The sequence below is a fragment of the Streptomyces sp. 130 genome (assembly GCF_007096885.1).
Lineage (GTDB): Bacteria > Actinomycetota > Actinomycetes > Streptomycetales > Streptomycetaceae > Streptomyces.
This window is the reverse complement of record NZ_VJNO01000022.1, coordinates 1-12,280: the sequence shown is the minus strand read 5'-3', so window position 1 is coordinate 12,280 and position 12,280 is coordinate 1. Positions and strand designations below refer to the sequence as shown.

Annotated in this window: 14 protein-coding genes; 5 read left to right on the top strand and 9 right to left on the bottom strand. The window is 68.3% G+C overall.

The window, feature by feature from the left end; all coding sequences use genetic code 11:
• Nucleotides 1-2: 2 nt before the first annotated feature.
• The 4 genes from sigM to trxA all read left to right on the top strand — a co-directional run bounded on the left by sigM (nucleotide 3) and on the right by trxA (nucleotide 3,242).
• Complete coding sequence (gene sigM, locus FKN01_RS19520) at nucleotides 3-740, top strand: RNA polymerase sigma factor SigM (protein WP_143622342.1); 738 nt, start codon at nucleotides 3-5, stop codon at nucleotides 738-740.
• Nucleotides 737-1,762: a hypothetical protein gene (locus tag FKN01_RS19515; protein ID WP_143622340.1), complete on the top strand. Its 1,026-nt coding sequence runs from the start codon at nucleotides 737-739 to the stop codon at nucleotides 1,760-1,762. Before sigM ends, FKN01_RS19515 begins: the two co-directional genes overlap by 4 nt.
• Nucleotides 1,763-1,895: 133 nt before the next feature.
• On the top strand, nucleotides 1,896-2,861 hold the full coding sequence (gene trxB / locus FKN01_RS19510; RefSeq protein WP_143622338.1) for a thioredoxin-disulfide reductase: 966 nt from the start codon (nucleotides 1,896-1,898) through the stop codon (nucleotides 2,859-2,861).
• 51 nt (nucleotides 2,862-2,912) lie between these two features.
• Nucleotides 2,913-3,242: a thioredoxin gene (trxA, locus tag FKN01_RS19505; protein ID WP_143622336.1), complete on the top strand. Its 330-nt coding sequence runs from the start codon at nucleotides 2,913-2,915 to the stop codon at nucleotides 3,240-3,242.
• An 81-nt stretch (nucleotides 3,243-3,323) separates the two neighbouring features.
• Here trxA and FKN01_RS19500 read toward each other — a convergent pair whose 3' ends face one another.
• The 9 genes from FKN01_RS19500 to rpmH form a co-directional block, all read right to left on the bottom strand.
• Entirely contained in the window at nucleotides 3,324-3,941 is a 618-nt protein-coding gene (locus FKN01_RS19500; protein WP_143622334.1) for a GNAT family N-acetyltransferase, read from the bottom strand.
• A 161-nt stretch (nucleotides 3,942-4,102) separates the two neighbouring features.
• On the bottom strand, nucleotides 4,103-5,188 hold the full coding sequence (locus FKN01_RS19495; protein ID WP_185992906.1) for a ParB/RepB/Spo0J family partition protein: 1,086 nt from the start codon (nucleotides 5,186-5,188) through the stop codon (nucleotides 4,103-4,105).
• On the bottom strand, nucleotides 5,185-6,261 hold the full coding sequence (locus FKN01_RS19490; RefSeq protein ID WP_143622484.1) for a ParA family protein: 1,077 nt from the start codon (nucleotides 6,259-6,261) through the stop codon (nucleotides 5,185-5,187). Before FKN01_RS19490 ends, FKN01_RS19495 begins: the two co-directional genes overlap by 4 nt.
• 209 nt (nucleotides 6,262-6,470) lie before the next feature.
• The gene (gene rsmG, locus FKN01_RS19485; protein WP_143622330.1) at nucleotides 6,471-7,187 is read right to left on the bottom strand and encodes a 16S rRNA (guanine(527)-N(7))-methyltransferase RsmG; all 717 of its coding nucleotides are present in this window, start codon (nucleotides 7,185-7,187) and stop codon (nucleotides 6,471-6,473) included.
• Nucleotides 7,188-7,295: 108 nt separating this feature from the next.
• Nucleotides 7,296-7,805, bottom strand: a complete 510-nt coding sequence (locus tag FKN01_RS19480; RefSeq protein ID WP_143622328.1) for a R3H domain-containing nucleic acid-binding protein — start codon at nucleotides 7,803-7,805, stop codon at nucleotides 7,296-7,298.
• A 14-nt stretch (nucleotides 7,806-7,819) separates the two neighbouring features.
• Nucleotides 7,820-9,082 (bottom strand): membrane protein insertase YidC, encoded by a 1,263-nt coding sequence (gene yidC, locus FKN01_RS19475; RefSeq protein ID WP_143622326.1) that lies wholly within the window; start codon nucleotides 9,080-9,082, stop codon nucleotides 7,820-7,822.
• A 3-nt stretch (nucleotides 9,083-9,085) separates the two neighbouring features.
• Complete coding sequence (gene yidD, locus FKN01_RS19470; protein WP_143622324.1) at nucleotides 9,086-9,445, bottom strand: membrane protein insertion efficiency factor YidD; 360 nt, start codon at nucleotides 9,443-9,445, stop codon at nucleotides 9,086-9,088.
• Nucleotides 9,442-9,813, bottom strand: coding sequence for a ribonuclease P protein component (rnpA, locus tag FKN01_RS19465; protein WP_143622322.1), 372 nt, complete (start codon nucleotides 9,811-9,813; stop codon nucleotides 9,442-9,444). Before rnpA ends, yidD begins: the two co-directional genes overlap by 4 nt.
• A gap of 21 nt (nucleotides 9,814-9,834) precedes the next feature.
• A complete protein-coding gene (rpmH, locus tag FKN01_RS19460) occupies nucleotides 9,835-9,972 on the bottom strand; it encodes a 50S ribosomal protein L34 (protein WP_006348049.1) in 138 nt (45 codons plus the stop codon).
• Nucleotides 9,973-10,354: 382 nt separating this feature from the next.
• Between rpmH and dnaA the strand changes: the two genes are divergently transcribed.
• Nucleotides 10,355-12,151, top strand: coding sequence for a chromosomal replication initiator protein DnaA (gene dnaA / locus FKN01_RS19455; RefSeq protein ID WP_143622321.1), 1,797 nt, complete (start codon nucleotides 10,355-10,357; stop codon nucleotides 12,149-12,151).
• Nucleotides 12,152-12,280 lie beyond the last annotated feature (129 nt).

Sequence of the window (12,280 nt, the reverse complement as noted above, 5' to 3'; positions counted from 1 at the left end):
GGATGGCGACAGCTGAGGGGGGAGACCACGGGCGCTACGGCGCCGATGCCGCCGACCCACCGAGCGACGCGGACCTCCTGGCCCGCCATGTCGCAGGGGACGCGGACGCCTTCGGCGAGCTGGCCAGACGCCATCGCGACCGCCTGTGGGCCGTGGCCCTGCGGACGCTGGGCGATCGCGAAGAAGCGGCCGACGCCGTGCAGGACGCCCTGGTCTCCGCCTTCCGCGCCGCACACACCTTCCGAGGCCAGTCCGCCGTCACCACCTGGCTGCACCGCATCACGGTCAATGCCTGCCTCGACCGAGTCCGCAAGGCCGCTGCCCGGAAGACTTCGCCCGTCGACGATCCGGAACGGCTCGACCAGCTGCTGGAACCGCATGAGTCCGCAGAGGCCCCGGCGGAGCGCCAGGATCTCCACCGAGAACTCCTCGCCGCACTGGCCACCCTCCCCGCCGAGCAGCGGGCAGCACTCGTGCTTGTGGACATGCAGGGGTATCCGGTGGCGGAGACCGCTCGCATTCTGGATGTGCCCGCAGGCACCGTAAAGAGCCGCTGCGCGCGGGGCCGCGCCCGCTTGGCCCCGCTGCTGGCACATCTCCGCAGTGACGGACGCGCCGGCGAGACCCCCGGTACGGGAGGGAACCAGACGTACAAGGCATCCGTCCCACCGGCGGCCGGGCCACGAGACGCGGGTACGAGCGATCCCACAGTGATGAAGGGCGGAGGTGGACACCGATGACATCAGCAGCCGGCACGACCCAGCATCCGGAAGTCTCGGAAATCTCCGACCTGACCGAGGACCTGCTCCCCGAAGTCCGCGCGGCCGAGGTCCGCGGCCATCTGGACGCCTGTGAGCTCTGCAGCGATGTTCTCGCCTCGCTGGAAGAGATTCGCGGGCTGCTCGGCGACCTGCCCGCCCCCGAGCCCATGCCCATGGAGATTGCCGAGCGCATCGACGCCGCTCTCGCCACTGAGGCGCGGACGCATCGCACGGAGCCGGATGCGGCGCCCGTTGTTTCAGGTGAACCCGATGTTTCACGTGGCCCCGATGTTTCACGTGAAACAGAGCCCGCGCGCATAGCCGGGGGTGGGGACCCTCCGTCCGGGTCGCACGCCCCGGATCGTCCGGCCGGCCATGGGCGCGCGAAGACCGGCCCCGGACGGCAACCCGGTCGAAGGCGCCGTCGAACCACCCTGCTCGCCTCCGCACTGGGTGCCGCTGCCCTGGTCGGCATGAGCGTCTTCCTGCTGCAGAACGTCTCGGGAACGGACAGCAGCGACACCTCCGCCTCCGGGTTCAGCCGGGACACAACTGCCACAGCTCCGAAGAGCCGATCGCAGGAGTTTTCCGCGGCCACGCTGGAGGACCGGGTCCGCGCACTGCTGGGCCCGAGCACCGGAACGGAGAGCTCGCAGCCCACCAAGGGAGACCAGGAGGCTCCCTCCGTCGGCTCCCAGTCCTCACCCGAGGCCCGCCCCTCGCTCCAAGCGAATCCCTCGGACTCCATGGCCCCCGAGTCCCCACTCCGGGCCCCGGCTGTGACCGTGCCCGCCTGCGTCGAAAAAGGCATCGGCCGGAACAGTCCGGCTCTCGCCATCGAAAGGGGAAGCTACGAGGGCGCCGACGCGTTCCTCGTCGTCCTGCCCCATCCCACGGACCCGGCCAGCGTGCAGGCGTATGTCGTCGACGCAGCCTGCGTGGGAGCCACGCCTCCCTCCAGGGGGAAGTTGCTGATGACGCACGCCTACGCGCGCCCCTGAGAATCACGCCGCCAGCCGCCCCGGCACGTCGGGAATGCATCCCCCGTAGGATCCGTTGGGTGGGGTGAGAGTCGTTGAACCGGCCCCAGTAGGCGTGGACAGTAGGCAGTCTGCAGAGACGAGGAAGAAACCCGTGAGCGACGTGCGTAATGTGATCATCATCGGCTCCGGCCCGGCCGGCTACACAGCCGCCCTGTACACCGCGCGCGCCTCGCTGAAGCCGCTGGTCTTCGAGGGGGCCGTCACCGCCGGTGGCGCACTCATGAACACCACCGACGTGGAGAACTTCCCGGGCTTCCAGGACGGCATCATGGGCCCCGAGCTCATGGACAACATGCGCGCCCAGGCCGAGCGCTTCGGCGCCGAGCTGGTGCCCGACGACGTGGTCTCCGTCGACCTCACCGGTGACATCAAGACCGTCACCGACACGGCAGGCACCGTCCACCGCGCCAAGGCCGTCATCGTCACCACGGGCTCCCAGCACCGCAAGCTCGGGCTCCCCAACGAGGACGCTCTCTCCGGCCGTGGCGTCTCCTGGTGCGCGACCTGCGACGGCTTCTTCTTCAAGGACCAGGACATCGCCGTGGTCGGCGGAGGCGACACCGCGATGGAGGAGGCCACCTTCCTCTCGCGCTTCGCCAAGTCCGTCACCATCATCCACCGCCGTGACACCCTGCGTGCCTCCAAGACCATGCAGGAACGCGCCTTCGCCGACCCGAAGATCAAGTTCGCCTGGGACAGCGAGGTCGCCGGAGTCAACGGCGAGCAGAAGCTTTCCGGCGTGACGCTGCGCAACACCAAGACCGGCGAGACCTCCGAGCTGCCCGTGACCGGCCTGTTCATCGCCGTCGGCCACGACCCGCGCACGGAGCTCTTCAAGGGCCAGCTCGATCTCGACGACGAGGGCTACCTGAAGGTCGCGGCACCCTCGACGCGCACCAACCTGTCCGGGGTCTTCGGCGCCGGCGACGTTGTCGACCACACCTACCGCCAGGCGATCACCGCGGCCGGCACCGGCTGCTCCGCCGCCCTCGATGCCGAGCGCTTCCTCGCCGCGCTCGCCGACGACGAGAAGGCCGCCCCCGCGGCCGCCGTCTGACCACAGACCTCACTCACATCCCCACACACCCCGCCAAGTTAGGAGGCCGCCGTGGCCGGCGCCCTGCAGAACGTGACCGACGACTCCTTCGAAGAGGTCGTCCTGAAGAGCGACAAGCCCGTGCTGGTGGACTTCTGGGCCGCCTGGTGCGGCCCGTGCCGCCAGATCGCCCCGTCGCTGGAGGCCATCGCGGCCGAGCACGGCGAGATCGAGGTCGTGAAGCTCAACATTGACGAGAACCCGGCCACCGCTGCCAAGTACGGCGTCATGTCCATCCCGACGCTGAACGTCTACCAGCGCGGTGAGGTCGCCAAGACCATCGTCGGCGCCAAGCCGAAGGCCGCGATCCTCCGTGACCTTGCGGACTTCATCGCCGAGTAAGGCAGAACCTGCCTCGGTTGTTTCACGTGAAACGGGCTCGTCCTTCCTAGGACGAGCCCGTTTTCGTACTTCGGCCGCGCCTCACAACGGCCGCAGCGCAGGCTCCTTCTGTACTGCTCCCAGAAGCCGGTCCAGGGCCATCTCGACGTCTTCCTTCCAGGAGAGCGTCGTACGCAGTTCCAGCCGCAACCGAGGGTGCACCGGGTGCGGGCGCACCGTCTTGAAGCCCACCGCCAAGAGATGGTCTGCGGGAAGCACGCAGGCCGACTCCTTCCACCGGGCATCTCCGAAGGCTTCTATCGCCTTGAAGCCCCGGCGGATCAGGTCCTTGGCAACGGTCTGCACCATGACCCGTCCCAGCCCCTGCCCGCGGTACCCCGGCATGATCAGCCCGGTCATCAGCTGAACGGCATCGGGGGAGACGGGGCTCGTCGGGAAGGCGTTGGCACGCGGGACGTATGCGGGCGGTGCGTAGAGCACAAAGCCGGCCGGCACGTCGTCGACGTAGACCACCCGCCCGCACGAGCCCCACTCCAGGAGAACCCCGGAGATCCACGACTCCTTCTCCCGGTCGGATGTCCCGCTCTTGACGGCGGCCTCTCCGCTGACCGGGTCGAGCTCCCAGAAGACACAGGAGCGGCAGCGCCGGGGAAGGTCGGGAAGATTGTCCAGCGTGAGCGGTACGAGCCGACGCCCCATGAAGGCTGTTCCTCACTTCTCTCGCCCACTGCGTCATGGACGGAAATGCCCTGCCAGAACGCATCGTAACCAGCACCGGATCAAGCCGACACCGTGACAGAGCAAAGGGCGGACTGTCATCCGTGAACCGGAAACAGCCCGCCCTCGTCGCTCGGCGTGCGTCAGCTCTCGTCGTCCTGGGCCGGCTCCTCGGAGGAAGCGCGGTCCAGCACCCTGCCCTCGCCCGGGGCGAGACTGCCGAGGATGCGGTCCAGGTCCTCCATCGAGGCGAACTCCACGACGATCTTGCCCTTCTTCTGTCCGAGATCGACCTTCACCCGGGTCTCGAACCGGTCGGAGAGCCGCGACGCCAGATCGGAGAGAGCCGGGGAAAGCCGCGCACCCGCCCGGGGGCCCTTCGCCTTCTTGGCGCTCGCGGGTTTGGAGCCCATCAGGGTCACGATCTCCTCGACCGCACGAACCGAGAGCCCTTCGGCCACGATGCGATGGGCGAGCTTGTCCTGCTCCTCGGAATCGTCCACCGACAGCAGGGCGCGCGCGTGGCCCGCCGACAGCACCCCGGCGGCGACCCTGCGCTGCACCGGAGGGGACAGCCGCAGCAGACGCAGCGTGTTGGACACCTGGGGCCGGGAACGGCCGATCCGGTCCGCCAGCTGGTCATGCGTGCACTTGAAGTCCTTGAGCAGCTGGTCGTAGGCGGCGGCCTCCTCCAGCGGGTTCAGCTGAGCCCGGTGAAGGTTCTCCAGAAGTGCGTCCAGGAGAAGCTTCTCGTCGTCCGTCGCCCGGACGATGGCCGGGATGCGCTCCAGGCCGGCCTCACGGCACGCCCTCCAGCGGCGCTCGCCCATGATGAGCTCGAAGCGGTCGGCCCCGATCTTGCGCACTACGACCGGCTGGAGAAGACCGACCTCCTTGATGGAGGTGACCAGCTCGGCGAGCGCGTCCTCGTCAAAGACCTCACGCGGCTGACGCGGGTTCGGCGTGATGGAGTCGAGCAACACCTCGGCGAAGTACGCGCCGGCCACATCGCCCGAGACCGTGGCTTCGGACCCCGACACGGGCGAGCTCGGCTCAGGCACGACGGGAGTGGCCCCTAGTGTGGCCACCTTTGCGGCTGCCACGCCCCGCTCCGTGGTCAGAACGGGCGAGGAAGCACCGGAGCCGGCGGGTGACAGCTGCTTTTCCTGCGGAGCGGCTGGGATCAGGGCACCGAGCCCTCGCCCCAACCCTCGACGACGCTCACTCACTGGATCCCCTCCGAATTGCTCTGCTGACTGATCGAACCGCCCATGTGGGCGTGCTGTCCCTCGTAGTGCACCCCAACCCCTCGCAGCGCGATCTCGCGAGCTGCTTCGAGGTAGGACAGCGACCCGCTGGACCCGGGGTCGTACGTGAGCACGGTCTGCCCGTAGCTCGGTGCTTCGGAGATGCGGACCGACCGAGGGATGCTGGTCCTCAGCACCTCCTTGCCGAAGTGGCTGCGAACCTCCTCCGCGACCTGCGACGCCAGCCGGGTCCGGCCGTCGTACATGGTGAGAAGGATGGTCGAGACATGGAGATCGGGGTTCAAGTGACCCCGTACCAGCTCGACATTCCGCAGGAGCTGGCCCAGGCCCTCCAGCGCGTAGTACTCGCACTGAATGGGGATCAGCACCTCCGCACCCGCCACCAGCGCGTTGACCGTCAGCAGGCCCAGCGAGGGCGGGCAGTCGATCAGGATGTAATCCAGCGGCTGCTCATACGCCTGGATGGCGCGCTGGAGTCGACTCTCCCGCGCCACCAGCGACACCAGCTCGATCTCCGCACCGGCGAGATCGATGGTCGCCGGGGCGCAGAAGAGACCTTCGACGTCCGGGACGGGCTGAACCACGTCGGAGAGCGGCCTGCTCTCCACCAGAACGTCATAGATCGAGGGAACTTCAGCGTGGTGGTCGATGCCCAGAGCCGTCGAGGCATTGCCCTGCGGGTCGAGGTCCACCACCAAGACCCGTGCTCCGTGGAGGGCCAGTGACGCGGCGAGGTTGACCGTCGAGGTGGTCTTACCCACCCCACCCTTCTGGTTGGCGACGACCATGACGCGGGTCTGCTCGGGCCGCGGCAGCCCCTCGCCGGCTCGGCCAAGGGCCTCCACCGCAAGCTGGGCCGCACGACCAATGGGTGTGTCGTCCATCGGCGGCGGTGTTTCACGTGAAACACCGTTCCCCGCCGATTCGGTTCGGGGGCCGGGGACCGGATCGGTCATCGGCCCCGCGATGTTGGCGTCGGACCGCAAGGATTCACTCTCCTCGACTTCAGGCTCGCAATGAGCAGAGCCTGTCATGGTTTCGGGGTCGTGAACCAGCGAGGCCCGCTCTTCTGTGGATGAATCCACTTCTGTGGACAACTCCGTAGCCCTAACGGGCCTGCGATGGGGAGGGGCAGCTGCCTCATGACCGCGGCCGATGATTCCATGCAGCAGAGAACGACGTTTCACGTGAAACACGATGCCTCCGCAGCGTAGCTACGAGGACACGACACTCCGCGCAGGGCTCAGCGACGACGTCGCGTCCGGCTGGTCCGCGCTGCCTTGGCTCGCTTTGCGGCGAACCTCACACCTCCCGGACTCTCGCCGACCACCACCCGGACCACAGTGGATGTCGGGTCCACCACGCCCTCGCCGACGTGCAGCACCTCGGTGTCCGTCACGCCCAGCTTGCTGAGCGCAGCCCGAGCACCGTTGATCTCCTCCTCGGCGGTGTCCCCCTTGAGCGCGAGCATCTCGCCGTACGGGCGCAGCAGGGGCACGCCCCAGCCTGCCAGCCGGTCCAGCGGAGCCACTGCCCTGGCGGTCACCACATGCACCGGCTGCAGGGAGCCGAGGACCTCCTCGGCCCGGCCGCGGACAACCGTCACATGATCGAGCCCCAGCAGTTCCACGACCTCCTGGAGGAAGTTCGTCCGACGCAGCAGCGGTTCCAGAAGGGTGATCTTCAGGTCCGGGCGCACCAGCGCCAGGGGAATGCCCGGCAGCCCGGCCCCGGAACCCACGTCGCAGACCGTGACTCCCTCGGGAACGACCTCGGAGAGCACCGCGCAGTTCAGCAGGTGCCTCTCCCACAGACGCGGAACCTCGCGCGGCCCGATCAGTCCGCGCGTGACCCCCGCGTCCGCCAGCAGTTCCGCGTACCGGACAGCCTCGGGAAAGCACTCACCGAATACTTCCCGGGCCTCGTCGGGCGCCTGGGGAAGCGCTACTTCCTCCGTCACGGGGACCGTCCTTCCGTACCGCACTACCGCGCCATGGGTGGCTGTCTATCAGGCTGACAAAGATCGGCCCCGTCTGCGAACAGACGGGGCCGACAGGTAAGGAGCCGGTCAGGCCGGCAGGACGACGACGAAGCGCTGCGGCTCCTCGCCCTCCGATTCGCTGCGCAGACCCGCTGCGGCAACCGCGTCGTGCACGACCTTGCGCTCGAAGGGCGTCATCGGGTCCAGCTTCACCGGCTCACCGGTGCTCTTGACCTCGTCCGCAGCCTTGGCACCCAGCTCGGCGAGCTCCGTGCGCTTCTTGGCCCGGAACCCGGCGATGTCCAGCATCAGACGGCTCCGGTCACCGGTCTCCCGGTGCACGGCGAGCCGCGTCAGCTCCTGAAGCGCCTCCAGGACCTCACCGTCGCGCCCCACCAGCTTCTGCAGCTCCCGCGCGGAGTCGCTGATGATCGAGACCGCAGCCCGGTCCGCCTCGACGTCCATGTCGATGTCGCCGTCGAGGTCGGCGATGTCGAGCAGACCCTCAAGGTAGTCCGCTGCGATCTCCCCTTCCTGCTCAAGGCGAGTCAGGGTGTCGGTGCCCTCAACGGCCGCGGAGGTGGTGCCTTCCGTCACGGATGGACTCCTTCTTACTTCTTGGACGGGTGCTTGGGCCGCTGCGGGCCCTTGCGCTGTCCGGACTTGGCTTGGCGTGAGGAGCCGGACGCGGCCTTGCCCGCCGGCTTCGACTTGTCGTCCTGCGCGGTGCTCTTCTGCAGGGAGGTCTTGGACGCCGACTCGCCGGAGTCGCCTTCCTTGGCTCCGCCCTGGTGGGCCGTACCGGTCTGGCGCTGCGCCTTCGTCTGCCGCTTGGGCTGCTGACGGCGCTGCGGGGCACCGCCCTCCGCCTCGGCGACGGCGGTGTCACTCTTGGCCACCGTGCCGTCCTCCTGAGGAGCGAGACCCAGCTTGGCCAGTCCGACGACGAACTTCCGCTCGATGTCATTGCGGTCCGGGCCCTTGGCCACGATCCGCTTGACGGTGTTGCGCCGGGTCCGGCCGCGGACCTCGCCGTGCGCTGTGACGCTCTTCAGCAGGCGTCCGAGGTACTGCTCCTGGGCCTTGCTGCCCGGCGTCGGGTTCTGGTTGATCACGTACATCTGCTGACCCATGGTCCAGACGTTCGTGGTGAGCCAGTAGACGAGGACACCGACGGGGAAGTTGATACCCATCACGGCGAAGATCACCGGGAAGATGTACATGAGCATCTTCTGCTGCTGCATGTACGGCGTCTTGACCGTCAGGTCGACGTTCTTCGTCATCAGCTGGCGCTGGGTGAAGAACTGCGAAGCCGACATCAGCACGATCATGACCGCGGTGACGATGCGGACGTCGGTCAGCGAAGCGCCGAGGGCGTCGACCTTTTCAGCGCTGTCCATGAACTTGGCGGCCAGCGGGGCGCCGAAGATGTGAGCCTGACGGGCGCTGTCCAGCAGCGACTGGTCGATGACGCCGATCTTCTTGTTCGAGGCGATCGCGGAGAGTACGTGGTACAGCGCGAAGAAGAACGGCGACTGCGCGATGATGGGCAGGCACGAGGAGAGCGGGTTGGTACCCGTCTCCTTGTACAGCTTCATCATCTCTTCGGACTGTCGCTGCTTGTCGCTCTTGTAGCGCTCCTGGATCGCCTTCATCTTCGGCTGGAGCAGCTGCATGTTCCGCGTCGACTTGATCTGCTTGACGAACAGCGGGATCAGACAGATACGGATGAGCACCACGAGGGACACGATGGACAGGCCCCAGGCCCATCCCGTGTCAGGGCCGAAGATCGCCCCGTACAACTTGTGGAACTGGACGATGACCCAGGAGACGGGCCAGGTGATGAAGCTGAACAGACTGGCAATCGTGTCCACTAATCAGGCTCCTTGAGCATTGGGCGAAGTCTCTGCGGCCGAACTCGGGAGGTCGGTGGCCGAACCCCCGGGAGGCACGTCAGCGGCGGAGTCCCCGCCCTTGCTGCCGCGTATGGCGCTGCGCAGCAGTTCGTGCCAACGCGGACGTTTGCGTGGTGGTACGTAGTCCACGCCGCCGGATGACCACGGATTGCATCGCAGGATGCGCCAGGCTGTCAGCGCGGTTCCCTTGATCGCTCCGTGCCGGTCGATCGCCGTATATCCATAGTGGGAACACGACGGGTAGTAACGGCAGACAGGCCCGAGAAGTGGGCTGATCGTCCACTGGTACAGCTTGATGAGAGCCAGCAGCGGGTACTTCATCGCACGCCCCCTCCCAGCAGCCGCTGCAAGGCGGCGTCCAGGTCTCGGGCCAGCTGTTCATGGCCGGCGTCGCCCGCTCCGGGCAACGCTCGTACGACAACCAGGCTACCGGGGGGCAGCAGGGCGAGCCGTTCTCGGACCAGGTGGCGAAGCCTGCGCTTCACCGCTGTGCGGACGACCGCACCACCCACGGCTTTGCTGACAACGAAACCCGCACGCGGCGGGGGAACGTTCTCCCCAGGCACGTGCGGGTCGGTTGCACCGCTTCGTAGATGGACGACGAGGAGCGGGCGGCCGGCCCGGCGTCCTCGTCGTACCGCGGTCGCGAAGTCCTCGCGCCGCCTCAGCCGATTCTCGGAAGGCAGCACGTCATGACGACCTGTACGCGATCAGGCGGACAGGCTGGCGCGACCCTTGCTGCGGCGGGACGCGAGAATCGCGCGGCCGGCACGGGTGCGCATACGCAGCCGGAAGCCGTGGGTCTTCGCGCGACGACGGTTGTTCGGCTGGAAGGTGCGCTTGCTCACTCGGGGGCTCCAGAAATGACTCGTGTGTTGGCGGGACATCGCCTGGCTGTCACCGTGCGCCCACGAGAGACTCGCGTAAACGCCCTAGTGCACCGCATTCACAATCACAGATCGTGATCTTTGCCCATCGGAGGCAGGCGGCAGCAGCCATCGACAACTCGACCTGGTCACGGTACGCGCGGCTACGCCATCCGGTCAAACCGGCCCTGTCGGACCCCCCATTGTGCACAGGCTGTGGACAACGACTTGAACGTCGCGGGTCGGGCTGACTACCGTGGCTGAACTCCGGTTCTTTTTCTTCCCGCCTGCCGGTCCTCACCCACCCCGACCCATACCGTCCCGAGAACCACACATTCGTGGGACCAGCGAGAGAGCGTGCCCTGTGGCTGACGTACCTGCCGATCTTGCCGCAGTGTGGCCGCGAGTGCTGGAGCAGCTCCTCGGGGAGGGGCAGCAGGGCATCGAGCCGAAGGACAAGCAGTGGATCGAGCGCTGCCAGCCGCTCGCCCTGGTCGCCGACACCGCTCTGCTCGCCGTCCCCAATGAATGGGGCAAGCGCGTCCTCGAGGGCCGCCTCGCCCCCCTCATCAGCGAGACGCTGAGCCGCGAGTGCGGGCGTCCCATCCGGATCGCGATCACGGTCGACGACTCGGCGGGCGAGCCGTCGGGCCCGCCGGCGCCCCCCATGCACCAGTCCTCCCAGCCGCCCCACCGCTACCAGGGCCCGCAGCACGACGACGGCCGGCACGGCGACGCGTACGACGGCTACGGGAGCCGGCCCGGGGACGACGGCATGCCCACCGCGCGGCCCGCCTACCCGGACTACCAGCAGCAGCGCCCGGAGCCCGGCGCCTGGCCGCGCACCCAGGAGGACCTGTCCTGGCAGCAGCCCCGGCTCGGCGGGTTCCAGGACCGCGAGCCGTCCGCCGACCAGTGGCGCGAGCCGTACGGGGGCGGCCGCTCCCCGCAGCACGACTACCGTCAGCAGCCGCCCGAGCGCCAGGGGTACGAGCCCCAGCGCACCGAGCGCCCCCGCTCCGAACTCCCGGAGCCGCAGCACCGCCCCGGCCCCGGCACCGGCCGTCCCGGCGGAGCCCCCGGCCCCATGGGCGCCCAGCCCGCACCGGCTCCCGGCCCCGGCGAGCCGCACGCCCGGCTGAACCCGAAGTACCTCTTCGACACCTTCGTCATCGGGGCCTCGAACCGCTTCGCGCACGCCGCGGCCGTGGCGGTGGCCGAGGCGCCCGCGAAGGCGTACAACCCCCTGTTCGTCTACGGGGAGTCGGGACTCGGCAAGACCCATCTGCTGCACGCCATCGGGCACTACGCGCGGAGCCTCTACCCGGGCACCCGGGTGCGGTACGTGAGCTCCGAGGAGTTCACCAACGAGTTCATCAACTCGATCCGCGACGGGAAGGGCGACACCTTCCGCAAGCGGTACCGCGACGTCGACATCCTGCTCGTGGACGACATCCAGTTCCTCGCGAGCAAGGAGTCGACGCAGGAGGAGTTCTTCCACACCTTCAATACGCTGCACAACGCCAACAAGCAGATCGTGCTCTCCTCCGACCGGCCGCCCAAGCAACTGGTCACTCTGGAGGACCGGTTGCGGAATCGTTTCGAGTGGGGCCTGACCACCGACGTACAGCCTCCCGAGCTGGAGACCCGGATCGCGATCCTGCGCAAGAAGGCGGTGCAGGAGCAGCTCAACGCCCCGCCGGAGGTGCTGGAGTTCATCGCCTCCCGCATCTCGCGCAACATCCGTGAGCTGGAGGGCGCTCTCATCCGGGTGACGGCCTTCGCGAGCCTCAACCGGCAGCCCGTGGACCTGGGGCTCACCGAGATCGTGCTGAAGGACCTGATCCCGGGCGGCGAGGACACGGCCCCCGAGATCACCGCGACCGCGATCATGGCGGCGACCGCGGACTACTTCGGCCTGACGGTGGAAGACCTCTGCGGATCGTCGCGCAGCCGGGTACTGGTGACGGCCCGGCAGATCGCCATGTACCTGTGCCGCGAGCTGACCGATCTGTCCCTGCCGAAGATCGGCGCGCAGTTCGGCGGCCGGGACCATACGACGGTGATGCACGCGGACCGCAAGATCCGGGCGCTGATGGCGGAGCGGCGGTCCATCTACAACCAGGTCACCGAGCTCACGAACCGCATCAAGAACGGCTGACGGCGCCCCGCGCCGGCACCCGCACGTACCCCGAGGGGGGGGGGGGGGCGCGGGCGGGGGGCGCCCCCCCCCCCGGGGGGGTTGCCGCGACCGGGGCGGCCACCCCCCATGGGGGGGGGCCGGCGCCCC